This window comes from Thermococcus aegaeus (assembly GCF_055393685.1).
Map to the genome: position 1 here is coordinate 680,118 of NZ_AP042464.1, position 21,843 is coordinate 701,960.

23 protein-coding genes and 5 tRNA genes are annotated in these 21,843 nt (G+C 43.6%); 8 read left to right on the forward strand and 20 right to left on the reverse strand.

The window, feature by feature from the left end:
- Nucleotides 1-3 precede the first annotated feature (3 nt).
- The 3 genes from ACZ5NL_RS03725 (at nt 4) to ACZ5NL_RS03735 (ending at nt 3,166) form a co-directional block, all read left to right on the forward strand.
- On the forward strand, nt 4-1,125 hold the full coding sequence (locus ACZ5NL_RS03725) for an alkaline phosphatase family protein (protein WP_464842994.1): 1,122 nt from the start codon (nt 4-6) through the stop codon (nt 1,123-1,125).
- A gap of 150 nt (nt 1,126-1,275) precedes the next feature.
- Nucleotides 1,276-2,553, forward strand: a complete 1,278-nt coding sequence (locus ACZ5NL_RS03730) for an FAD-dependent oxidoreductase (RefSeq protein ID WP_464842995.1) — start codon at nt 1,276-1,278, stop codon at nt 2,551-2,553.
- A gap of 67 nt (nt 2,554-2,620) precedes the next feature.
- Nucleotides 2,621-3,166 (forward strand): hypothetical protein, encoded by a 546-nt coding sequence (locus ACZ5NL_RS03735; RefSeq protein ID WP_464842996.1) that lies wholly within the window; start codon nt 2,621-2,623, stop codon nt 3,164-3,166.
- Nucleotides 3,167-3,172: 6 nt separating this feature from the next.
- Here ACZ5NL_RS03735 and ACZ5NL_RS03740 read toward each other — a convergent pair whose 3' ends face one another.
- The 10 genes from ACZ5NL_RS03740 to ACZ5NL_RS03785 all read right to left on the reverse strand — a co-directional run bounded on the left by ACZ5NL_RS03740 (nt 3,173) and on the right by ACZ5NL_RS03785 (nt 12,916).
- Entirely contained in the window at nt 3,173-3,820 is a 648-nt protein-coding gene (locus ACZ5NL_RS03740; RefSeq protein WP_464842997.1) for a 30S ribosomal protein S7, read from the reverse strand.
- 5 nt (nt 3,821-3,825) lie between these two features.
- Nucleotides 3,826-4,269: a 30S ribosomal protein S12 gene (locus tag ACZ5NL_RS03745; RefSeq protein ID WP_004068063.1), complete on the reverse strand. Its 444-nt coding sequence runs from the start codon at nt 4,267-4,269 to the stop codon at nt 3,826-3,828.
- Nucleotides 4,270-4,279: 10 nt separating this feature from the next.
- Nucleotides 4,280-4,717, reverse strand: a complete 438-nt coding sequence (locus ACZ5NL_RS03750) for a NusA-like transcription termination signal-binding factor (RefSeq protein ID WP_087036730.1) — start codon at nt 4,715-4,717, stop codon at nt 4,280-4,282.
- Between the two features lie 2 nt (nt 4,718-4,719).
- Complete coding sequence (locus ACZ5NL_RS03755) at nt 4,720-5,022, reverse strand: 50S ribosomal protein L30e (protein WP_004068065.1); 303 nt, start codon at nt 5,020-5,022, stop codon at nt 4,720-4,722.
- A gap of 13 nt (nt 5,023-5,035) precedes the next feature.
- Nucleotides 5,036-6,220, reverse strand: a complete 1,185-nt coding sequence (gene rpoA2, locus ACZ5NL_RS03760) for a DNA-directed RNA polymerase subunit A'' (RefSeq protein WP_087036732.1) — start codon at nt 6,218-6,220, stop codon at nt 5,036-5,038.
- A gap of 6 nt (nt 6,221-6,226) precedes the next feature.
- Nucleotides 6,227-8,944, reverse strand: a complete 2,718-nt coding sequence (locus tag ACZ5NL_RS03765) for a DNA-directed RNA polymerase subunit A' (protein ID WP_464842998.1) — start codon at nt 8,942-8,944, stop codon at nt 6,227-6,229.
- 4 nt (nt 8,945-8,948) lie between these two features.
- Nucleotides 8,949-12,305: a DNA-directed RNA polymerase subunit B gene (locus tag ACZ5NL_RS03770; RefSeq protein ID WP_464842999.1), complete on the reverse strand. Its 3,357-nt coding sequence runs from the start codon at nt 12,303-12,305 to the stop codon at nt 8,949-8,951.
- Nucleotides 12,306-12,323: 18 nt separating this feature from the next.
- Nucleotides 12,324-12,572, reverse strand: coding sequence for a DNA-directed RNA polymerase subunit H (locus ACZ5NL_RS03775; RefSeq protein ID WP_004068069.1), 249 nt, complete (start codon nt 12,570-12,572; stop codon nt 12,324-12,326).
- Between the two features lie 182 nt (nt 12,573-12,754).
- Nucleotides 12,755-12,832 (reverse strand) — tRNA-Pro (locus ACZ5NL_RS03780).
- A 7-nt stretch (nt 12,833-12,839) separates the two neighbouring features.
- Nucleotides 12,840-12,916 (reverse strand) — tRNA-Thr (locus ACZ5NL_RS03785).
- 97 nt (nt 12,917-13,013) lie between these two features.
- Between ACZ5NL_RS03785 and ACZ5NL_RS03790 the strand changes: the two genes are divergently transcribed.
- Both ACZ5NL_RS03790 and ACZ5NL_RS03795 read left to right on the forward strand, forming a co-directional pair.
- Nucleotides 13,014-13,089 (forward strand) — tRNA-Asn (locus tag ACZ5NL_RS03790).
- A gap of 8 nt (nt 13,090-13,097) precedes the next feature.
- A tRNA-Ile gene (locus ACZ5NL_RS03795) sits at nt 13,098-13,175 on the forward strand.
- Between the two features lie 107 nt (nt 13,176-13,282).
- Here the strand turns inward: ACZ5NL_RS03795 and ACZ5NL_RS03800 are convergent.
- Nucleotides 13,283-13,903, reverse strand: a complete 621-nt coding sequence (locus ACZ5NL_RS03800) for an HXXEE domain-containing protein (RefSeq protein WP_464843001.1) — start codon at nt 13,901-13,903, stop codon at nt 13,283-13,285.
- 24 nt (nt 13,904-13,927) lie between these two features.
- Nucleotides 13,928-14,003 (reverse strand) — tRNA-Arg (locus ACZ5NL_RS03805).
- 46 nt (nt 14,004-14,049) lie between these two features.
- Here ACZ5NL_RS03805 and dcd point away from each other — a divergent pair.
- Nucleotides 14,050-14,523: a dCTP deaminase gene (dcd, locus tag ACZ5NL_RS03810; protein WP_464843003.1), complete on the forward strand. Its 474-nt coding sequence runs from the start codon at nt 14,050-14,052 to the stop codon at nt 14,521-14,523.
- A gap of 81 nt (nt 14,524-14,604) precedes the next feature.
- Here the strand turns inward: dcd and rpl12p are convergent, their stop codons facing one another.
- From rpl12p to ACZ5NL_RS03850, 8 genes are all read right to left on the reverse strand, one after another.
- Nucleotides 14,605-14,919: a 50S ribosomal protein P1 gene (rpl12p, locus tag ACZ5NL_RS03815; protein WP_004066279.1), complete on the reverse strand. Its 315-nt coding sequence runs from the start codon at nt 14,917-14,919 to the stop codon at nt 14,605-14,607.
- Nucleotides 14,920-14,966: 47 nt separating this feature from the next.
- The gene (locus ACZ5NL_RS03820; protein ID WP_464843004.1) at nt 14,967-15,986 is read right to left on the reverse strand and encodes a 50S ribosomal protein L10; all 1,020 of its coding nucleotides are present in this window, start codon (nt 15,984-15,986) and stop codon (nt 14,967-14,969) included.
- Nucleotides 15,987-15,991: 5 nt separating this feature from the next.
- Nucleotides 15,992-16,642 (reverse strand): 50S ribosomal protein L1, encoded by a 651-nt coding sequence (locus ACZ5NL_RS03825; protein WP_464843006.1) that lies wholly within the window; start codon nt 16,640-16,642, stop codon nt 15,992-15,994.
- A gap of 82 nt (nt 16,643-16,724) precedes the next feature.
- The gene (locus tag ACZ5NL_RS03830) at nt 16,725-17,216 is read right to left on the reverse strand and encodes a 50S ribosomal protein L11 (RefSeq protein ID WP_464843008.1); all 492 of its coding nucleotides are present in this window, start codon (nt 17,214-17,216) and stop codon (nt 16,725-16,727) included.
- 13 nt (nt 17,217-17,229) lie between these two features.
- Complete coding sequence (locus ACZ5NL_RS03835; RefSeq protein ID WP_004066285.1) at nt 17,230-17,685, reverse strand: transcription elongation factor Spt5; 456 nt, start codon at nt 17,683-17,685, stop codon at nt 17,230-17,232.
- Between the two features lie 17 nt (nt 17,686-17,702).
- Nucleotides 17,703-17,894, reverse strand: a complete 192-nt coding sequence (locus tag ACZ5NL_RS03840) for a protein translocase SEC61 complex subunit gamma (protein ID WP_464843010.1) — start codon at nt 17,892-17,894, stop codon at nt 17,703-17,705.
- Nucleotides 17,895-18,018: 124 nt separating this feature from the next.
- On the reverse strand, nt 18,019-19,140 hold the full coding sequence (gene ftsZ, locus ACZ5NL_RS03845) for a cell division protein FtsZ (protein ID WP_464843011.1): 1,122 nt from the start codon (nt 19,138-19,140) through the stop codon (nt 18,019-18,021).
- Between the two features lie 132 nt (nt 19,141-19,272).
- Complete coding sequence (locus ACZ5NL_RS03850; RefSeq protein WP_464843012.1) at nt 19,273-20,091, reverse strand: D-aminoacyl-tRNA deacylase; 819 nt, start codon at nt 20,089-20,091, stop codon at nt 19,273-19,275.
- 313 nt (nt 20,092-20,404) lie between these two features.
- Here ACZ5NL_RS03850 and ACZ5NL_RS03855 point away from each other — a divergent pair, with 313 nt between their 5' ends.
- Both ACZ5NL_RS03855 and ACZ5NL_RS03860 read left to right on the forward strand, forming a co-directional pair.
- Nucleotides 20,405-21,397 carry a TAXI family TRAP transporter solute-binding subunit gene (locus ACZ5NL_RS03855; RefSeq protein WP_464843013.1) on the forward strand — a complete coding sequence of 331 codons (993 nt, stop codon included), beginning with the start codon at nt 20,405-20,407 and terminating at the stop codon, nt 21,395-21,397.
- Complete coding sequence (locus ACZ5NL_RS03860) at nt 21,394-21,843, forward strand: DUF1850 domain-containing protein (protein WP_464843014.1); 450 nt, start codon at nt 21,394-21,396, stop codon at nt 21,841-21,843. The genes ACZ5NL_RS03855 and ACZ5NL_RS03860 overlap by 4 nt, the downstream gene beginning before the upstream one ends.

Consider the following 21,843-nt stretch of genomic DNA (forward strand, 5'->3'; position numbering starts at 1 on the left):
TCTATGAGGAAAAAACTTGCACTTATAAGCATCGATGGCAACGGGGCCTACAATTTAAAACACATGCCGTTTTTAAGTGAGCTAGCGGATGAAGGGTTCTTTGAAGTAGTGGAGTCGATATTCCCTACACTTACGGATTTAGTCCATACGACTGTAGTTACCGGAGTCCCTCCACGGATGCATGGGGTTGTAGAAAACGGTTACTATGACAGAATAACCGATAGGAAAGTGAATTTTTACGACTACGAAATTGCTTTTAATCCGCACAAAGCCATAAAGGCAAGAACGGTAGTTGACATCCTCAGAGAAAAGGGGATAAGGAGTGCTTCTGTTAGTGGCTATACAATGCCTCCCTTCAGCGGAACGCATGTTAGAATCTTTCCTCCGTTTTTCAGCGACGATAAACTTTATAGAGAGCACGGGAGAGACTGGAGAAAAGACCGCTGGGTCTTGAATTCAGCTTTGTATCTCTATGAAGAGTGCAAACCCGATTTACTTTTGGTTCACTTCTGCTCAATAGATGGAATGCAGCACGATTACGGGCCTTTAAGCGACGAAGCTATGAAAGCTGTTGAAACTGTAGATACTGCATTAAACGTTTTGTGGGAGAGGCTTAGAGAGGAGTACGCATTTATAATTTTTGCCGATCACGGGCAAGAAAATGTGCACACATGGGTGAACCTGAGGAATTATCTCAAAAAACACGGCATTGCAACACTAAGGGTTTCATCTGGTGGAGGGGTGCACGTTTATCTAAAAAACCCTACAGAAGCTGAGGAAGCGTATTCACTATTAAAGAGAGCTCCGGGCGTAAGGTACGTCTTTTTCAGAGAGGATTTGCCCCATCTAAACACTCCAAACAGTGGAGAGATCATAGTCTCTGCAAAGCCTGGTTATTGGTTCTGCTCCCACAGGGTATGTGATTGGATCAAAGGGTCAAGCTACTGGGTAAAAGGAATGCACGGCTCGATGAACGAGCCAGTAATGAAAGTTCCACTAATTCTGTGGGGATTTGAGAGTGCAGACATTGATAATGCCAGCCTTTATGATATAGCCCCCACTATCCTGAAGTTCTTTGGTGTTGAAAAGCCCGAGGACATGATAGGAAAGAGCTTACTACGATAGTACAAACCTTGTGAACTAGAACCAAACTCTTTCTCTTCTAAACCCAAAAGCGTATATACATGAAGATTCCATCATCAAACATAAATCATCAGTTACAAGGCAGCGGTTCTTGTAATCTTTTCTAATCATCTGCAAAAAGGAGGTGATTTTGTGGAATATGACCATCTAGTAGTGGGTTCTGGGGCCGGAGGGGCCACAGTCGCGAGAGAGCTTGCCAAAAGAGGGAAGAATGTTCTTATCATAGAAGCGGGAAAATACGAGGAAAAGATGGGTACTTTCAAAGATGCCCTCAGATATTTTGAAACAACTGGATATAAAACCCCAAGGACATCAAAAGAAGGCGTGATTCTATGGAGAACCATAATGGCAGGCGGCTCAACGGTTGTCTCATGTGGAAACGGAACTAGATGCCTTCAAGAAGAGTTTAAGGATTTTGGAATAGAGTTAGAAGAAGAGTTTAGAGAAGCAGAGAAAGAAATGAAAATTGGCCCAACACCTGAAAATCTGCTATCAGAGGCATCAATTAAAATGAGAGAAGCAGCAGAGGAATTGGGCTACAAGATGGAGCCGATGCCGAAATTTTTGGACTTCGATAAATGTGTGAGATGTGGGAGCTGCACTTTTGGGTGTATTCAGAGTGCGAAGTGGACGGCCTTGGATTATCTGGACGATGCTATCACCCATGGAGCTGAAGTCATGTATGAAACTAAAGTTAGAGAGGTAATATCCGAAAACGGGAAGGTCAAAGGCATTAAAGGAAAAGGGAAGAACGGATATGTAGAAATTAAAGGAGATAATGTCATATTAGCCGCAGGTGCCCTAAGCACTCCAATCATTCTTCAAAATTCGGGAATATCTGAGGCAGGAGAGAACTTGTTCATTGATATCCTCTTAAATGTGTATGGCAAAGCAAAAGGATTACACCAAGTTCGTGAACCTCTTATGGCACTTGTTGACCATGAATTCCACGAGGAGAAAGGCTTCATACTATCCCCCCATATAAATGCCAACAGAACAGTTAGATTCATGGAAGCAGGCCTGAAGGGATTTAGAATGCCCACAGATAAGCTTGTAGGGATAATGGTGAAGATTGCGGATGATGCATCGGGGAGAGTCTACCCAGATGGGAGTGTTTCAAAAGGTGTAACAAAGAATGATTGGAAAAGGATAAACGAAGGTTCTGCCATAGCAAGAGAAATATTAGAAAAAATGGGGGCGGATCCAAAGTCCATATTTGTTTCAAAGCCTCAAGGAGCGCACGTTGGAGGGGTTGCCTCTATTGGAAGCGTAGTGGATGAGAATCTTGAAACAAAAATAAGGAACCTCTACGTCTGCGATGCGAGTGTCTTACCAAACGCACCTGGATTACCACCTATTTTGACAATAGTTGCACTTGCCAAGTGGCTTGGGAAAGCTCTGTCGCACTGACCTTTTTAGGATTTGAAGCAGAAGAAAAAGCATAAATACTCCAAAAACATAAGGCTTAAGGGGGATTATGAACAGAGCTGTTAGAGTGCTGATACCTCTGATTTTGCTACTTGCTATTTGCACGTTGGGCGTTAAAGCCCTTTCAGCTGAAGACCTCAGAAGTGAAAATATAGTAGAGAGTGATGAAGTTCATTCCCTCTTTTATGATTCAAAAGGTGAAAGAATTGCAACTGTTTCCCTTATGAGGCGAGGTTATTATCCAGAGAACCTAATGTCTTTTCGCGTTCATATATGGCACAGAGAAAGTGGAAAGCTTAAGAGCTTAAAGCTTGTGATAATCCCAAATGCGACTGCAGAAGTTTATTTAAAGACTCCAGATGGGTATCCTTGGAACCCTATAAAATTCCAGAGGGATAAAGATAATTCTGTTGAGCTAGAAGTTCCTGATCTCGGTTTTCAAGGATTAGGGAGCACAAGGTTAGACTTTATTTTGATCCCTTCAGAAAAAGCAGATGCAATCTCAATTACTGTAAAAGTCGAGTTCGAGCTCTCTGAGGGAATTAAAAGGTACAAAGGGGAAAGCACAATCGTCTTGCCGCTGAAAAAGAAATAAAAGAGCTCACCTTGAGGACTGTGCAATCCTCTCGATTTCTTCCTTCTTGCTGTATGCGAAGCTCTTTGTATCCTTGTTTGCTGCTGCAATAATCTCTTCAGCCAACGCCTCGGCATAACTAATCTTGTTGCGGTAGCACTTTGCTGATGCACCGAGGGCGATGTTTCTCAAGGCAACATCAAGCCTTCTCATTGGAGAGATATCAACTGCGAGGTGGTATCTAACTCCACCGAACATGATGTTTGTGGTGTCTTCCCTCGGGGCGGAGTTTTCGATTGCCTTAACGAGAACCTGGATTGGGTTCTGCTTTGTTCTCTGTTCAATGATCTTGAAAGCCTCTTTTACGACCTCATAAGCCTTCATCTTCTTGCTCATCAATGAGCGGTGCTCTCTTCTCATGAAGTGACCGCCGATCTTGTAGCTTGAAGCACCACTTCTCATTACCTTGTTTATAAGTCTCTCAACCACATGAACGTTTGCCTTACCGAACTGCTTCTTAGCATGCCTTCCGTGGCTGTGAGGAAGAATTCTTGGTTCAAGATTAATGTAAGGTCTGAGCGATGGATCTTCAACGACTACTTCCTCAACACTCCATCTCCCGAAAACCTTGAGATCCTTTGGGACAAAAAATCTCTCTTCTAGTGGTTTGGCCATGAGCATCACCTTCTTGGCTTTTCCTTTCTACCCTTAACTATCTCTTTAAGAGAAGTTCTGTTAACGATGACAACCTTGTATCTAATTCCTGGAATGTCACCCATGGATCCACCTTTTGGACCGCCAATTCCCTCTATGATAACCTCATCGTGTTCGTCAATGTGCTTGATAGCACCGTCACCGGGGGTGAAAGCGGTAACCACTTTACCGTTCTTGATGAGCTGAACCCTAACTGCTTTTCTCATACCTGAGTTTGGCTGCTTAGCTTCAACTGCAATCTTTTCAAGAACGATTCCTCTCGCCTGTGGTGCACCTTCAAGTGGATCACTCTTCTCCTTGAGCCTAAGTACCCTTCTCTTGTAGGTTATGTCACTCCACCTAAACTTCTTTCTCTTAAGCTTGAGCTTTCTTCCAGCAAATTCACCGTAAGGAGCCTTCTTTCCAGCCATGATCATCACCTCAAATTACCACAACTTCCTCAATCCCATGATGCCTCTCCATTAATTCTTTGACGAGGTTTATATTTTGCCCCCCTCTACCTATCGCCCTAGGCTTATCCCTTTGATTCACATCAAGGAGGGCAACTTTTTTTCCATCTTTCTTTTCAGTTATGTGAACTTTTTTAATCCTTACGCCCATTGTTTTATAAATGTTCTTGAGGAATTCTTCTGGATTCTCTGAATGTTCTATGAGCTCAATGTCCTTTCCTAACATCCCTTGTATCCTTTTAACGTTGCTGCCCCTTTTGCCTAATGCCAAACCCATTTCTCCCTTCTTGATGACAAATATTAAGCGATTCCTTGGTGAGTCGATTAAGCAATCGAGCACTGTTGCTCCTGTAAAGCTCTCAAAGAGTGCTATATACTTTATCTGGTCAGTATTTAGCTTGAGTGGCATGCTCACTTACCTCCGGCCAGTGCAAGTATTTTGCTCTCTCCAGGCTCTACTATTGCCAGTGATGCGATTACAAAGGGCTTACCGAGCATTGTGCCTAACTCAACGCTTGTCCCCTCGAACTCATAAACTGGAATATTGCTGAGCTTTGCATAATAGTTGATGTCATCCTTAAGCTCTTTTGGTGCGTTTTTGGCTATGATAATGAGCTTTGCACCCCCGACCTTGGCAAGCCTAACTGTTTCGTTTGAACCAATGATAACCTTTCCTGTTTCAAGGGCTTTTCTAAGCTCAAATGCTAAATCCATTACCTACACCTCCCTACTCTTCTATGGATTTTTTAATCGGTAACTTCATTGCCAGCCTAACGATTCCCGTTCCAACTGGAACGGGCTGACCGATTAATACGTTTTCGACCACACCGTTGAGGGGATCAACCTCTCCCCTTTCGGCAGCTTGGAGTAAGTGTTGAACGGTAATCTCGAATGCAGCTCTAGCGAGCACACTTGCTTTTGTACCAACCACACCGTGCCTTCCAATAGGTCTCACAATACCATCAAGGGTCATCATATCAGCGACGAGCATGATATGCCTGACATCTACTTCAAGACCCTGCTCCTGCATCGTTCTTGTTATTTCTTCAATAATAGCATTTCTTGCCGCCTCAATGCCAAGTACTTCAGCTATTTCATGGATATTGTTCGTCCTTGTTCTTGTTGGATCAACGCCCGGAACCTTGAGCACCTGTTTGAAGTTTGATCCCTCTGTGTAGATGACGTACTCATCTCCCTCTTTTCTGATAATTGTTTTTCCTACGCCTGACAGTCCTTTTAGACGATGCTTTTTAACTTTATCGGCGAGTCTTCTTAATGTTGAAACACCCTTAGCCTTTTTCATTCTGATTATCAATGTGTTTCCATCAACCTCTATTTCCGCCGACTTGAATGAGCGTTCGAGCTTTGCTTGAATCTTCTCCATTGTTAAACCGCTTTTCTCAAGGCGTTCTGGGTCCACATCAACCACGAATTCCATGTTGAGTATATCAAGCGTCATGCTTCTGGCAAGGCTTTCGAGAGTTGTTCCCTCAATTCTCCTCGCAACCTCACGAGCCTTTTCTGAGTCGTATCTATGCTCCTCGTCGAGATAAACTGTCATAATTGGAGTTGATGGGTTCTTTCTTGCATCAACAATTTCAATGATTCTTGGGAGACCAAGGGTAACGTTAATCTCAGCAACACCTGCATAGTGGAATGTGTTAAGTGTCATCTGTGTGGAGGGCTCTCCAATCGATTGGGCGGTAACAGTTCCTACAGCCTCTCCAGGCTCTATTAGAGCTTTTTCGTATTCGCCCACAACTTCATCAATTATTGCCTCAATTTCTGCCTTCTTCAGCTTGTACTTCTCGTTATAAGTGAGGAGCTTCTCCAAAAGCTCTTCTTTAAGTCTCTCCGGCAGATTGGAGGCTTTACTCTCTACAAGCTTTTTAATAGTTGAGCTTGATACCATAACATCTCACCCCTTTTCCCTGAGCTTTATTAAAGTCCTCATTATCACTCTATCAACGTCTACTGTTTTTCCGCCCCAGCTCTTCATTGGATCTACTCCGTCCTCACCATAGCGGAATTGCACTATAATTCCAGTTGGATCTCTTACCGTTCCATCGTAGTCTACCTTGAGGTCTTGGAGGGCGTTTATTAATCTGCGCTGCATGTAACCGCTTTGGGCTGTTCTAACAGCTGTATCGACAAGACCTTCCCTACCACCCATTGCGTGGAAGAAGTACTCTTGAGGTGTCAATCCGCTCTTGTAAGAGTTCACAATGAAGCCCTTTGCCCTCGCTCCGAGATCTCCCGGTTTGAAGTGGCTTAACACCCTGTTTCTATAACCCCTATAAAGTCTCTTACCTCTAATCGACTGCTGTCCAAGCATAGCGGCCATCTGGGTAATGTTAAGAATCTTACCTCTCGCTCCAGTTTTGGCCATTATAACAGTATGGTTGTTCATACCCAGATACTTCTCGGCAACCTTACCTGCGTTATCTCTGGCCTCTGACAGTACGGCCATTATCTTGCTCTCGAGAGTCTCTTCAAGAGTTTTACCGGGCAATGGCTCAAGTTCGCCGTTCTTGTATGCTTCTATTAGTCTTTGAACCTTGTCCTCTGCCTCCATTATTATCTCCCTAATCCTTGCCTTCGCCTCGTCAGGGAGGTCTTCGTCATCTATCCCAGTTGTGAATCCTTTGTGAGTAATGACCCATATAGCAAGCTTTGTAACCTGATCCAAGAATTCTCTAGCCCTCTCAACTCCGTATTCTCTAACAATAATGTCAAGGATCTTTCCATCCTCTCTGCCGTAAGCCTTCTTGTCTATTGCACCGCTCAACAGTTTTCCGTTGCGGATATAAACAAATCCATCTGTGGCAACTTTTCTAACCTCTTCTTCACTAGGCACCAGCTTTTCTTCGATGAGCTTTTCAATCGGTTCACATTGAGATGGGTCATCACAAAGCTTGTTGCGGTACCAGATTGTTAAATCTTCTGGCAATAAGAGGGAGAATATGGTCTTCCCACTCCAGTATTCAACGCCATTTTCTACCTTATCTGGTTTTGGAAGCTCCTTTACGTCAACGCCTGCAAACATCAACATCTGCTCAACTTCGTATTTCGTGAAATATGCTCCTTCCCTAGTAAGCAGATAACCTCCAGATATGTGATCCTGAATTCCACCTATTATTGGCCCTCCATATCTTGGCGAGAGAATATGATTTTGTACTTCCATAAGGATCTTAGCCTCTGCCTGTGCTTCTTCCGTTTGTGGAACGTGGAGGTTCATCTCATCCCCATCGAAATCAGCGTTATATGGAGGACATACTGCCAAGTTAAGTCTAAATGTTTTGTAAGGCATTACTCTGACCCTATGGGCCATAATGCTCATTCTGTGAAGAGATGGCTGTCTGTTGAAGAGGACTATGTCCCCATCGAGAAGGTGCCTCTCCACCGTCCATCCGATGTCAATCATGTTGGCTATTGTTTCCCTATTGCTTTCCATAAGGCGGATTCTCCTTCCCTGTGGGTCTATTACATAATTAGCCCCTGGATACTTCTCCGGGCCATTGAGGATCATCTTCCTAAGCTTTTCAATGTTGAACTCGGTTACCTTTTCTGGAACGGTGAGCTCCATCGCAACTACCAGAGGGACACCAACTTCGTTTATACTTATCATTGGATCTGGACTAATAACGGTTCTTGCAGAGAAATTAACACGCTTACCGCTAAGGTTCTTCCTGAATCTTCCCTCTTTTCCCTTAAGTCTTTGGGCGAGCGTCTTGAGTGGTCTTCCACTCTTGTGCTTTGCAGGTGGAATGCCGGAAGTTTCATTGTCAAAGTATGTTGTAACGTGATATTGAAGAAGATCCCACAAATCTTCGATAATAAGCTGCGGAGCTCCAGCTTCGATATTCTGCTTCAAACGAGCGTTGATTCTTATTATGTCAACAAGCTTGTGGGTTAGGTCATCCTCCGCTCTTATACCGCTTTCAAGTGTAATTGACGGCCTTACCGTAACTGGAGGGACAGGCAAAACTGTCAAAACCATCCATTCCGGTCTTGATTTTTCGGGATCAAGGCCAAGAAGAGGCAGATCTTTATCCGGAATCTTTTCCAGTCTGTCTCTAATTTCACTTGGCATCATTCTATGCCTATACTCATTCCCTTCCTCGTCTCTTCTTATCTCCCAGTATATTGTGGGTCTTTCGAACTTTATCTGGTATTGAGGAGCACCACAGTGTGGACAGACCATTCTTTCCCTTGCCTTCTTGTATATCTCGGTTACCAGGGCATCTATCTCGCTCTTCCTAGCTTCATTTACGCTGAACTTTGCCATGTATTCCTCTATTTCTTCATCTGTTAGCCTGATTCTTCCACATTCCCTACAAGTACTTTCAAGGATTCTGTATATTGTCTTTGCAAACCCTACGTGAATAACGGGCCTTGCGAGTTCTATATGGCCAAAATGCCCGGGACATTCTTTGTAATTTGCTCCGCAGGTCTCACACCTAAGGTTTGGATCTATAACACCAAGTCTCCTATCCATTAATCCGCCGTCAATTGGATAACCGTCCTCTGAGTATGTATCTGGCACAGTTATCTCCGCAGCACTCATTTTCCTAATCTCTTGAGGAGATAATATACCGAATTCAATGCTCCCGATAACCTTTTTCATTGAGTGCATAGCTCTACACCCTCTCCTTGAGTTTTAACGATGGTCTAATAACCATAGCCTTTATCTCATCCAACAACAACTTAAAGGCATAGCTCATCTCTACTTTGCTTATCTTCTCCTCTTCTCCACAAACTGGACAGTAAACCTTATCCCTACGCTTGTCCTCAATTGCCAAATGTCCACAGCTCTCGCATACCCAAACCTCTGTTTTATCACTTTCTTCCAGTAACCTCTCCACTAAGAGCATCGATGCACCATGCCCAATGAGAACGTCACGCTCCATCTCACCGAACCTGAGGCCACCCTCTCTTGCTCTACCCTCGGTTGGTTGCTTGGTAAGAACCTGCACCGGGCCTCTTGAACGTGCGTGTAGTTTATCGGCAACCATGTGGTGGAGTCTCTGGTAGTAGATAACGCCAACAAATATGTCTGCCTCAAGCTTTCTTCCGGTGATTCCATCGTACATGACTTCTCTTCCATTGTGTCTGAAACCAAGCTCCTCAAGCTCTTTTCTAAGCTTCTCTTCTGGCTCTCCAATAAAAGCTGTTCCATCTATTCTCCTTCCCTTGAGTGAGGCAACTTTTCCACCTATTGCCTCGATAAGCTGTCCAACGGTCATACGGCTTGGGATACCGTGTGGATTGACTATTAAGTCGGGAACTATTCCGCTTTCTGTCCATGGCATGTCCTCTTGAGGAACTATAAGACCAATAACGCCCTTCTGTCCATGCCTTGAAGCAAATTTATCACCAAATTCTGGAATTCTGAGGTCTCTAACCGTCACTTTAACAAGTTTTGTTCCATCCCCTGTTTCGGTTAATATGACCTTATCGACTATTCCCTTTTCCCCAGGTCTCATAGTTATGCTCGTTTCTCTCCTTCCTTGAAGTATACCAGCTCCCAATCCGGCCTGCTCTTCAAGGAACCTCGGTGGGGAAGTTCTCGCAACTAGAACATCCTTTCCTTCCACCTTTGATTCTGGGAAGATTATACCATCTTCGTCAAGGTGTCTGTAGTATTTTTCACCAAGGAATCCCCTAACAGTTGGATCAGGAATTTCGAACTTATCCGTCTGTCCGCCCATGTATTTCTTTTCTTCAGCCTCATAAGTTCTAAAGAACGTTGATCTGGCTAACCCTCTCTCGATAGAAGCCTTGTTCATGATAACTGCATCTTCCATGTTATATCCGCCATAACTGAGAACAGCAACCACAAAGTTTTGACCTGCCGGTCTCTGCTCAAAACCTACTGCCTCCATGATCCTCGAATTAACGAGGGGAATTTGCGGATAGTGCATTAAGTGGCCTCTTGTATCTACTCTTATTCTAAAGTTCGCCCAGCCCAAACCAAGGCTCTGCTTGGCCATACCTGCTCCATAAGTGTTTCTTGGAGCAGCGTTGTGCTCTGGATAGGGAACGAGCGATGCTGGCAAACCAAGGATTGCAGCAGGCATTATCTCAAGGTGAGTGTGTTCTTCGGTAACTTCCCATGGCCAAGTTGCCACGTAGGCATTTTCCTCTTCCTCAGCATCAAGGTACTCAATTATCCCCATTCTCACAAGATCACTCCATTTGATAGCCCCTTTCTTTATTGCCTCAACATGCTCTCTTGTAAGCTTTGGAACGCCGTTTTCAACAATGATGAGAGGCCTCCTAACTCTACCATCATCGCTGTTGATGTATACTTCCCTAACATCTTCATAATAAGCAACGTTTATTACATCACTTATCCTTCCCGCTCTTCTGTCGCTTTTTATCTTGTTTACCAAAGCAATGCCATCTTTGTACGTCCCAATAAGAACACCGTTTAGATATATTCTCCAGTCCTCTGGCTCTGGTCTTTTCTCCTCAATGTGCACTATGCCAAGGCTTTCTAGATACTCTAAAACTTCCTCCTCAGGGATTGCAGTTGTTATTTGAGACATCAATGCAAGATTCTTGACCAGACCACAGTTAGGACCCTCAGGGGTTTCTGTTGGACAAATTCTTCCCCAGTGGGTACCGTGAAGATCTCTCGCCTCAAAGTGGGGCTGCTCTCTGCTTAATGGAGAAGTAACCCTTCTTAAGTGAGAGAGAGTTGACATAAAGTTAGTTCTATCTAAGAGCTGGCTGACACCGGTTCTTCCACCTGGCCAAGCTCCAGTTGCTAAAGCATGTTCAATTCTCTCCGTTAGTACATCCGGCCTCACAGAATTCCTCACAAACCTCTGGATATCTTGGAAGGTGTATTTCTCACCTTTTCTCTGATAGGTTTTGGTAAGTTGATACTGCATATCCTTAACAAGCTGGCCAAAGGCAACTCTAAAGAGATCTCTTAGCAGGTCACCGGCAAGTTTGAGCCTCTTGTTTGCATAGTGATCTTTATCGTCTTCTCCTCTAAGCCCAAGAGAGAGCTCAATAACCTTAAGAGCCATCATCCCAAGGTAATAGGCTTTCCTTATTCTGTCTTCCGGAGAGACGCCCATATGGGGGAGAAGATTGTTGTCAATTATTGATTGAGCCCTTCTTAGTCTATACTCCTTTGGCTGTCCTGGCATGGCCTTCTTTCCTATGTAATCCAATGCTTCTTCTTGAGTCTGTATATCGCTCGCATCCTCCAAATTATCAAAGAGAACCTGCTGGATCTCAGGATTGTTGCTCACAGCGTCCACAATCTCTTTGTCACTCTCAAGTCCAAGGGCCCTCATGACATGAACGAACTTTACAACACCGGGCACGTTTGGAATAGAAACATAAAGCAAGCCATCTTTTCTTCTTTCCACCGTTATCAAAGCTCTATATCCATGCCTGTAAGAGAAACACTTCGCTATATATCTGTTCTGCCTTTCGTCAATCTCCACAAGTGTTCTGTTTGGTGCTAAATCCTCGATAGATACAATAACCCTTTCAGAACCATTGATTATGAAGTATCCTCCCGGGTCTTTGGGGTCTTCTCCATGGGCAATCAGCTCTTCATCGCTTAGCCCGTAAAGGCGGCATACCTTGGATTTGAGCATTACCGGCAGTTCTCCAATTCTGACCTCAACAGGCTCTTGCTCAATTCCTTTGACAACGGGTATCATCTCCAAGAAAATCGGCGCTGAGTAGGTAAGGTTTCTAATCCTTGCATCCATCGGAAATAGGGGTTTTCTTTGCCCATGGGCTTCTTGGAATTCAGGCTCACCCAGCCTTATCCTTCCGAATTTGACCTCAAAGTCTGGAATGTCTGGCTTGACTCCACCGAACTCGTTAACTACTTCTTGCATTCCATGATCAATGAAAGCGTTGTAAGAATCGAGATGCTGCCTTACAAGTCCCTTTTCGTCCCAGTAGCTTTTCATAACTTCCCAAAGATCATCCGGAGTAACCTCAACAACAGTAGGACCTCTCATTTTCTCACCTCAAAAACTTCAATCTTCCACAACAATCCTATAATAGTAATAAACCCCCGCAGTAGGGCTTTTCCTCTTTATTTCTATAACATCTCCAGGCTTGGCTCCAAGAGCCTGAACTGCTGGATCGCTTGCTTTGATTTGGGGTAACTGAGAAAGCTTAATCCTGTACTTCTTAAGCAGTTCTTCTTTTTCCTCTTCGCTGAGGATTCTATGCTCAGGAACTAATACATGATCAAATATTGTAAAGGTTTTTTTCGCCGTCACAGAGAATTGCCCCCTTTAAAATTTTTAGAAGGTACACCCTCTCACTACCTCCAGCTTTCAATTGGAGTATATAAGCTTTTCGTGAGTTTAGTCTGAAAGAGGGTTTATATTGTTTGCGTAAAGTTTAAGAACTCTTCTGAACGCCTTAACATTTCATTGATGTACCTATGTGATCATTATTATGGTGGGGCCGCCGAGATTTGAACTCGGGTCACGGGCTCCCAAAGCCCGCAGGATAGACCAAGCTACCCCACGGCCCCATTGCAATGGAGCCCCGGGCGGGATTTGAACCCGCGGCCTGCGGATTACAAGTCCGCCGCCCCACCAGGCTAGGCTACCGGGGCACCGAATGAAGAAAGGCTTAAGTTAGTATATAAACTTTTCGCCCAGAGCCACCGTAAGCTTTATAAATTCACTCATACTCCCTATGATTGGGTTCGTGCCGCCGTAGCTTAGTCGGTAGAGCGCCGGACTGTTAATCCGGTGGTCGCCCGTTCAAGTCGGGCCGGCGGCGCCAGTCTTTGTGGGCCCGTAGCTCAGCCTGGTCAGAGCGCGCGGCTCATAACCGCGTGGTCGGGGGTTCAAAGCCCCCCGGGCCCACCACTTCTCTTACTAACCTAACAGAAAAACCATACAATGGGTCCTTTAAATTCTAGAATCCCAGTCCAGTAACTGATAAAAAGACTGATTTCTTCTAAGAACCTCGCTCTTTAGGACCGAGAGGAGGTCAGATTTTTGCTTTTTCTATAGTTTCTAAGTAGGATTACTGCCATAATTGGAAGTGAGGCATTTATAGCAAGTCCTATTACCAAGTAGAAGTTCAAGAAGCTATCCAGAACACCAAGATTTATTAGGAGAATAATTGACCACAAACTTACAGGAATGTTCAAGGATAAACTTACAAACAGCCCCGGGTTATATACCTTTCTAGCTCTGAGTGGCAATAAAATATGAGCTATCCCGGCAAATAGTGAGAAATACGGAATCCAGAGACCAAATTTATAATTAATAGTTGACAACAAACCAAACAATGGTAAAGCTATCCATATCAAGGCAACGTTTAAAAAGAAAATGAAGGTAGGGTTTAAAGGGCCATTTTTTGCCTCTATCTTGAATATTTTTGTATTGAAAAACTTATCAAACCCTCCTGGAAAAACATACTCTTCTGTCTGGTGGAGCATGTAGAGAGGTGTTTGTAATAGGATAAGGAACACCACAAAATCATAATTACGCACAAACACAAATAAGAAAACAAAAAGGTAAATAGAAAGAATTAAACCTACTTTTGCCCATTCCCTTTTCAACCATTCATAATATTGAGCAGGCTTCATTTTCTCTCAACCATCCTAGGTATGTGGCGGGCCCGCCGGGATTCGAACCCGGGACCTTCGGCTCCGAAGGCCGACGCCCAATCCCCTAGGCCACGGGCCCTCAAAAGAGTTATAATGCATGCATACATAAAAGTTGCGGTGATAAAATGATACTGCCGGACCATAAAATTAGAAAGGAGATACTAATAGAACCGTTTAACGAAAAATCCCTTCAACCAGCGGGCTATGATCTAAGGGTCGGAAAAGAAGCCATGGTGAATGGAAGATTTATAGACGTTGAAAGAGAAGGAAAAGTAGTCATTCCTCCTAAAGGACATGCCTTGATCCTGACCCTAGAGAGAATAAAGCTTCCCGACGATGTCATGGGGGATATGAGATTGAGGAGCACTTTTGCAAGAGAAGGCCTCTTGGGGAGTTTTGCATGGGTTGACCCTGGATGGGATGGGAATCTTACGTTAGCATTGTTCAACAGTTCTGAAGAAGAAGTAGTCCTTCACTACGGGGAAAGGTTCGTACAGATAGCTTTTCACCGTCTTGAAGAACCATCAAGCAACCCCTACAGAGGTAGCTATCAAGGAAGCCAGCATTTAGTTTTATCCAAGAGAAAATCCAAGAAGTAGTTCCTTTTCTTTTATCTTCCACAGCAAAAACAGATTTGTACATCGATTCAGGAAAACGAAATATAAAGAAATGAAGAGAGTTCAGCCAAAGAGGGCTCCAAGTCCAGCGAGAGCCTCTTCTTCCTTCTCCTCTTCTTCCTCTTCCTCTTCTGCTGGAGCTTCCTCTGCAGGAGCCTCAGCAGCTGGAGCTGCAGCTGGGGCAGCTGCAACTGCAACTGGCATTGCAGCCTTCTCTATGACCTCATCAATGTTGACTCCCTCAAGGGCTGCGACGAGAGCCTTTACTCTTGCCTCATCAACCTCTACTCCAGCAGCTTGGAGTACGGCCTTTATGTTCTCTTCGGTTATTTCCTTACCAGCGGCGTGTAACAATAAAGCAGCATATACATACTCCATTTCCTTACACCTCCGAGTTATCTTTATTTTTTGTTATTTGATGCGCATCAACCAAACAAAGCTCCCAATCCAGCGAGAGCTTCCTCTTCTTCTTTCTCCTCTTCTTCTTCCTCTTCCTCAACCTTCTCCTCAGCCTTTTCAGCCGGCTGAGGCTGAGTCGCTATAACTTGTGCTTGTTGGTTTAAAAGTTCTTTGGTCTTCTCATCAAGTAACTCCTCTGGTAACTCCTGAGCTATGAGCAGTGCAACTCTGAATGCCTTGCCAAGTATGTCCCCTGCAGTTTCTTTGGTAATGTACCCTGCTTCCACAGCAACATTCTTTGCACCAAGGAATGCCTTTTGGATGATTGCCTCAATTGTTTGTTTTGTTGGATATGCTACGTTAACCGACAAGTTGAATGCATGCATATAAGCTTGTTGGATCATGCTGATATATTGCTCTTCATCAATTGCAAGTACTTCTGGGGTGTAGACAATTCCATCTTCATAAGCGGCTAGTAGTTTGAGACCTACTTCAAGAGGTTCAATTCCCAACTGGTTGAGGATGTTAGCGAGTTGAGGAGTTATAATCTCGCCAGCTTTAAGCACTACAGTGTCTTTTTGAATTGAAACTTTACCTTTCTCAATTCTTGCAGGAATCCCCAAAGCTTGCATCTCACCCACGAGAGGTCCTGGTGAGAGCGGCGTCGGTCCCGCTGGGACTACAACGTCTCTTGGAGCTGGAACTCCAGGCTTAGCTGGAGCTGGCTTTTTACTCTCTTCTAGGAATTTGTAAAGCTTAAATGGGTTCATCTCTGTAACAAGAATACCTGCGCCACCTTGAATATGATCGATGAGCTTTTCAAGGTCTGGATTATTGAGCTCCTGAGCAGCCTTTTTAATTGCAAGCTCGATTAAGGTATTCCTTGAAACTCTAAGCACAGCCTTGCCCCTAAGGCTTTCTCTCATTTTTGATAGGGGATAAGCTGGGACATCTGCAACATCCACAAGTGCAACCACTGGATAGCTCTTGATAAGCTTGGCGAGTTCTTCAACTTCCTTTTTCTTCCACTCAGCAACATGAGCCATCTATATCACCCCTCTATTTTTACAGCTGGGCCCATTGTTGTTTTGACGTATGCTGACTTAACTTGGTTCTCTCCCCTTTCGAGCTTTCCTATTATTGCATTGATCACTGTCTCAATGTTCTCCGCAAGCTTTTCATCATCCATGTCCTCCGTGCCAACTGGAGCATGTACCACTGGATTGTTCTTGAGCTGTATCCTCACAGTCTTTTTAAGCCTTTCAACAAACGGCGTAAGATCGGTTACTGTGGGTGGAACTACCACGGGCATCTTGTTTCTTGGACCTAAGTATCTACCAAGGTATCTACCAATCTTTGGCATTAGCGGAGCAGCTGCTATGAAAAAGTCATACTTTTTAGCTATTTTTCTCGCAGCCCTTGGGTTGCTCCCCAATTCCTCCAATTCCTCACCACTAATCACATCAAGCCCGAGCTTTTTAGCCGCCTCGGCAACGGCACCATCAGCGATGACCGCGATTTTTGGCTCCTTCCCGCGACCGTGTGGCAGAACAACCTCAAGCTTAAACCTGTTCTCAGGTTTTTTAAGGTCAATATCCTTGAGGTTCACTGCCACTTCGACGGTCTGTGTGAAGTTGCGCGGCTTAGCCCGGGCTTTAGCCTCCTTCACCGCTTCCACGATTTTTTGCCTGTTAAAGGCCATTTTTCTGACCTCCCTCTTTTTTTATTTAAGCCGGAAGGAAAAATCAAAAGTTCGTAAAAGGAGAGATTTTTAAACTTTTCCCTCACTCCGCCTTTGCAAATACTTCATCATAAACTCCTTCGTCTATTTCCCTCTGCACTTCTCTTGGATCTTTACCTTCCACGGTAACTCCCATGCTTAGTGCTGTTCCTATAACTTCTTTGGCGGCGGCTTTTAGATCAGCTGCAAGCATTTGCTGCTTCTTTGCCTTTGCTATCTTAATAACCTGTTCCATTGTCAAGTCTCCTACGATGTTCCTTGTTGGTTCACTTGAGCCTTTCTCAAGGCCAAGCTCCTTTTTTATAAGCTGGCTTACTGGAGGAGTACCAACCTCAATTTCAAATTGTCTCGTCACTGGGTCTACAATGATCTTAACTGGAACCTGCATTCCCGCAAAATCCTTTGTTGCCTCGTTTATTCTGTCAACCACTTGCTTGACATTTAATCCCAAAGGACCAATTGCTGGACCTAATGGAGGACCGGGAGTAGCTTTACCACCTTCAACCAAAACCTCAACAATTTGCTTTTTTGCCATTCTCTTCACCCCTCTACTCCTCTGAGCGTTTGCTTATAAGCCTAACGTATTCCCCCCTAACTGTAACGGGGATTGGCACTATAGCCCCGATGAGCTCAACAACAATCTCATCCTTCGCCTCATCAACTCTGACAACCTTGGCCTTTTCTCCCTTAAATGGACCGGCAATAAGCTCGACAATGTCTCCTGGTTCGAATCCACTGACTGCGGGTTTCTCTTCAAGGAAGTGCTCTATCTCACTAAAGGCTATCTCACCTGGTAGAGTCCCTTTTGCATGCCTGATGCCCCTGATTGCTTCATCTACTGCCGCTTTCTCTGCAGCCTCAACAAAGATATATCCCCTAACCTTAGAAGGAGCTAAAATTGCCCTAATAGGCAGGTTGTAGGTCTTTGCCTTACTGTAAATGAGCTTGGCAGTGTTCTCTTCCTGTCCAACTGTCACCCTTACTGCAAATATCTTCGACTCCATCTCTACCACCAAAGGGATTATGCTCCACCTTCCATTAATGCGCCAATAATATGGATAAGCATGCCGATAAGGCCTATTAAAATAATTCCAATGCCCGTTATCTTAGCAGCAAGCTTATATTCTTTCCAGCTTGGCTTTTTGGTCACAAGGAAAACTCTCTTCGACTCAGATATGAAGTTTTTAAATTTTTCTGTGTAGCTCTCTGCCATTTTTAACACCCCTTACGACTCTCAGACTTGACTATTCCCCGACTATTTAAAAGTTATGCTTATATCCTTCCAGTTTATTTATAAAGTTAAGGGAGAACAAAAGGCTAGAGAAGTTAAAACAAAATTAAAGCTCAGTTAAGTCGAGCTTAATAACTTTCTTTTCTTCCTCCGGGGAATATGAGATCTCGGATTCTTCAACCACTGCATACGGAGAGCTAACTCCGGTCACAACGACCATTACTCTAATGGTCTTTTCGAGATCTGGATCAAGCTGTATTCCCCATATCACCTGAGCCTCTGGGTCAAGCTTACTTGTAACGAGTTCAATTATTTGCTGTGCCTCTTCAAGTTTAACATCACTTCCTGCAATGCTTATTAAAGCCCCTTTAGCACCACTTATGTCAACATCAAGCAATGGGCTGTTTAATGCTTGTGTTGCTGCTTCCAAAGCCCTCTTTTCACTATCGCTCTCTCCGATACCAATCATTGCAACGCCACCGTCTTTCATCACCGCCTTCACATCTGCAAAGTCAAGGTTAATTAGGCCTGGCTTTGTAATTAGTTCTGTAATGCCCTTAACGGCCTGCACAAGAATCTCATCCGCAACTTTGAATGCCATGTGAATTGGCAAATTAGGTGCAACTTCCATAAGCTTATCATTTGGAATAACGATAACAGTGTCGCTGTTCTTTCTAAGCCTCTCAAGACCGTATTCAGCGTTTTTAATTCTTCTTATTCCCTCAACAGTAAATGGAAGCGTTACTACAGAAACTGTTAGAGCACCCATTTTCTTCGCTAGCTCTGCGACTATTGGAGCAGCACCGGTTCCAGTTCCTCCTCCAAGACCACAGGTTATGAAGACCATGTCCGCCCCTTCAAGAGCATCCCTAATATCCCTCTCACTTTCCTTTGCAGCTTCTTCACCAACTTTTGGATTGTTTCCAGCTCCAAGCCCTCTTGTAAGCTCTTTACCAATGAGTATCTTCTTGTGAGCTTTTATCTTTAAAAGATCTTGAGCATCAGTGTTAACAGCAATTATCTTGGCACCTTGAATCCCAACTTCCATCATTCTATTAACGGTGTTACAGCCCGCACCACCGACACCAATGACATATATCTTAGCCTGCACTTGCTCTAGTATTCTCTTAAGCTCCTCATCAATGTCAGAAGATGGGGCTTGTACCTCAACTGGAACATTTGCCTCAGTGGAGGTTCTTTCTATCGCGTTTTCAATTAGTTTCAACATCTTTTCACCCTCCCAATCGATAACAGTTCTAAATGTTTTTTCACATTCTCTACATATATAAACCTTAGCCAAATTAGTTCAGCCGATATTTAAATGTGTACTTTTAAAGCTTTAAGCATTTCGCTTCTTTTGTTAGTCTTTGATAAATTCCAAGTCCAGTTCCTCAGCCAGATTCCTTGCAATTTGCCTTGTTTCCCCCTTACTCCCTTTCCAGTCAACATAAATTGCATTAACTTCCCCTGATGTTCTTTTTATGGCTTTAACAAGCATTTCCTTGGACAGAGGATGTGCGTATTTTGCGGCTATATGGGAAAAAGCAATATCCGAACTCAATGCTGTTTTTGTTTGTTTAGGAGCATAGTGACCCCCACCAATCCCAATTGCAGTTTTGAATTTACTTTTTTGGTAATTTTCCACCACATATACAATTGTCTCCGCAACTATTTCTCCAGCTTTGTCGTTTTTCCATTCCTCTTCGCTGGAGCCAATCTCTATAAAAAGAGAAGGCACTTCAAGCTCACTTGGACCGTGATGAGTTGCCTCATAACATACTATCCAGTTTAAGGTATTTAATTCATGTAACTTCAGAAGTGCAAGCTTCATTGCCCTAGGTTCTGCGATAGCTAAGCTCTCATCTTTTCCTCCGTACATAGCCTTTCCCCAGTTTCCAGTAACATGGGTCGTTAAAGCCGGGAGCTTCTGCTGACTTGAATGCCTAGATGCGAAGATTATTATCTCCGGAGTTATGTTGAGCTGTTTTGCTATCTCCCTGTCTAGGTTATCGTAGTATATCATTTCCCTATTTGTTGTCAATAGAAGGGTATCCCTCCAACGATAAACCTGATTTTTGTCGAATTCTTGCTCTGTCTCCTTGAACCCAAAATGTTCAATCAACTTATGCTTAATGTTCATGGACGCTAAATCAACACTGGTTGTCATTACAACCTTCATCCTTATCCCCTATGAGGCATTGAGTTTTAGCATAAAAATCTTAGCGTTTTAGTATCAAAATCATTCGGCTCTACATATGACATGGAAAAAAATGTAAATTCTTTCAAAGGTAGTCTCTCTCCAGTGTGTTAGCTTGATTTAGATAAATATATTTCCGGAAAATTTTCAATTATAGCCCAAAATAATCAAAAACTAATGATTTACGAACAAGTAAAAGTTTACGACCGTAAAGTATATAACGAGACATAAATACAAAACAAATACTGTAATGTATATGAAATTATTTGGATGTACAAAAAAGGAGATGTGAAAAATGAAGTGGAAAGCAATTGGTTTGGTATTGGTTTTGGCCCTTGGTTTGATTGTTTCGGGCTGTACACAAAAAGCAACACAAACTCAGACAACAACCCAAGCCCAAGAAATAACTATTTATACTGGGGGAACCGGAGGAGTTTACTTCCCTCTCGGTTCTAAGTATGCCGAGATCCTAACTAAAAACGGTGTCCCAGCTAAGGCCGTTACAAGCGGTGCAAGTGTAGCAAACGCAAAGGCAATTGGGGATGGAACTGCCCAAGCAGCGATTCTCCAGAACGACGTAGCTTACTATGCCTACAATGGCCTATACATGTTTGAAGGACAAGCAATAAAGAACATTAGAGGAGTTGCAGCACTTTATCCAGAAACAGTTCAATTTATTGTTAGAGCTGACAGTGATATTAAGACACTTCAAGATTTGGCCGGAAAGAAAGTGGCTATAGGTGCCCCCGGAAGTGGAACTGCTGTTGCTGCAGAACAGGTACTTAGGGCAGCTGGTGTATGGGACAGCATTGAAAAAGTGAACCAAAAGTTCAGCGAAGCTTCACAAAGCCTTAAGTTAGGTCAGGTCGATGCAGCCGTTATAGTCTCAGGAATTCCAACACCATCGGTTAACCAAATAGCCGTCCAGACACCGGTTAGAGTCCTTCCAATTCCAGATGACATCCTTAACAAGCTTAAGCAACAGGGGTACATATTCTACGTTAGACAGGTCGTTCCAAAAGGAACATACAATGGTATTGAAGAGGACACCCCAACTCTAGCTGTTAAAGCAATGCTCGCCGTAAGTGCCGATCTTTCAGAAGATACAGTCTATAAGATGACTAAAATACTATTTGAGAACGTCGATCAACTTAGAGCAGTCCACCAGAAAGCCCAACTCATAAGCTTAGAAACAGCACTTGATGGTATGAGCATACCACTCCACCCCGGAGCAATAAAGTACTATGAAGAAAAAGGCCTGAGCATTCCAGAAGAGCTTAAAGGGTGAATCTTTTGAAGAGGTTTCTTTTTTTGCTTCCTTTTCTTATAATCTTCCTTTTTCCCGCGAATGTTCTTGTAATAAGTGATGGGACTCACTCCTATGTAAGCCTTCTTGGTGAGAAGGACATAAAGATTACCTACATCCACAGTGTTCAAAGAAGTGAAATCATAGAAGAGCTTAAAGTCAACAAAACTGGTCTCTATGTCACTGGAATGTGGTGGAAGGACTTCGGAGCAGGTCTTCCAGAGGATATCCAATACTCGGAAGATGGGTATTATGTTAAAAAAGTCAATATCCCCCTTGGGAAGAGCCTCAGCTTTTGGTTTATTCAATTGAATCATGCAAAAATTAGCGTGAACGAAGAGGTTATATTGTCTCCAACCAAAGAGACCCTTGTGAATTTTAATGTGAAGAAATGTCCACTTATACTTGTAATAATGAGGAGGTGCTGA

Excerpts from the sequence above, each read along its gene's own strand:
- ftsZ (WP_464843011.1), bottom strand. The coding sequence starts at position 19,140 with ATGTTGAAACTAATTGAAAACGCGATAGAAAGAACCTCCACTGAGGCA.
- rpl12p (WP_004066279.1), bottom strand. The coding sequence starts at position 14,919 with ATGGAGTATGTATATGCTGCTTTATTGTTACACGCCGCTGGTAAGGAA.
- ACZ5NL_RS03725 (WP_464842994.1), top strand. The coding sequence starts at position 4 with ATGAGGAAAAAACTTGCACTTATAAGCATCGATGGCAACGGGGCCTAC.
- ACZ5NL_RS03750 (WP_087036730.1), bottom strand. The coding sequence starts at position 4,717 with ATGCCACTCAAGCTAAATACTGACCAGATAAAGTATATAGCACTCTTT.
- ACZ5NL_RS03745 (WP_004068063.1), bottom strand. The coding sequence starts at position 4,269 with ATGGCTGGAAAGAAGGCTCCTTACGGTGAATTTGCTGGAAGAAAGCTC.
- ACZ5NL_RS03835 (WP_004066285.1), bottom strand. The coding sequence starts at position 17,685 with ATGGAGTCGAAGATATTTGCAGTAAGGGTGACAGTTGGACAGGAAGAG.
- ACZ5NL_RS03765 (WP_464842998.1), bottom strand. The coding sequence starts at position 8,944 with ATGCACTCAATGAAAAAGGTTATCGGGAGCATTGAATTCGGTATATTA.
- ACZ5NL_RS03825 (WP_464843006.1), bottom strand. The coding sequence starts at position 16,642 with ATGGCCTTTAACAGGCAAAAAATCGTGGAAGCGGTGAAGGAGGCTAAA.
- ACZ5NL_RS03820 (WP_464843004.1), bottom strand. The coding sequence starts at position 15,986 with ATGGCTCATGTTGCTGAGTGGAAGAAAAAGGAAGTTGAAGAACTCGCC.
- rpoA2 (WP_087036732.1), bottom strand. The coding sequence starts at position 6,220 with ATGGTATCAAGCTCAACTATTAAAAAGCTTGTAGAGAGTAAAGCCTCC.
- ACZ5NL_RS03800 (WP_464843001.1), bottom strand. The coding sequence starts at position 13,903 with ATGAAGCCTGCTCAATATTATGAATGGTTGAAAAGGGAATGGGCAAAA.
- ACZ5NL_RS03840 (WP_464843010.1), bottom strand. The coding sequence starts at position 17,894 with ATGGCAGAGAGCTACACAGAAAAATTTAAAAACTTCATATCTGAGTCG.
- ACZ5NL_RS03770 (WP_464842999.1), bottom strand. The coding sequence starts at position 12,305 with ATGAGAGGTCCTACTGTTGTTGAGGTTACTCCGGATGATCTTTGGGAA.
- ACZ5NL_RS03850 (WP_464843012.1), bottom strand. The coding sequence starts at position 20,091 with ATGAAGGTTGTAATGACAACCAGTGTTGATTTAGCGTCCATGAACATT.
- ACZ5NL_RS03855 (WP_464843013.1), top strand. The coding sequence starts at position 20,405 with ATGAAGTGGAAAGCAATTGGTTTGGTATTGGTTTTGGCCCTTGGTTTG.
- ACZ5NL_RS03830 (WP_464843008.1), bottom strand. The coding sequence starts at position 17,216 with ATGGCAAAAAAGCAAATTGTTGAGGTTTTGGTTGAAGGTGGTAAAGCT.
- ACZ5NL_RS03735 (WP_464842996.1), top strand. The coding sequence starts at position 2,621 with ATGAACAGAGCTGTTAGAGTGCTGATACCTCTGATTTTGCTACTTGCT.
- ACZ5NL_RS03755 (WP_004068065.1), bottom strand. The coding sequence starts at position 5,022 with ATGGATTTAGCATTTGAGCTTAGAAAAGCCCTTGAAACAGGAAAGGTT.
- dcd (WP_464843003.1), top strand. The coding sequence starts at position 14,050 with ATGATACTGCCGGACCATAAAATTAGAAAGGAGATACTAATAGAACCG.
- ACZ5NL_RS03740 (WP_464842997.1), bottom strand. The coding sequence starts at position 3,820 with ATGGCCAAACCACTAGAAGAGAGATTTTTTGTCCCAAAGGATCTCAAG.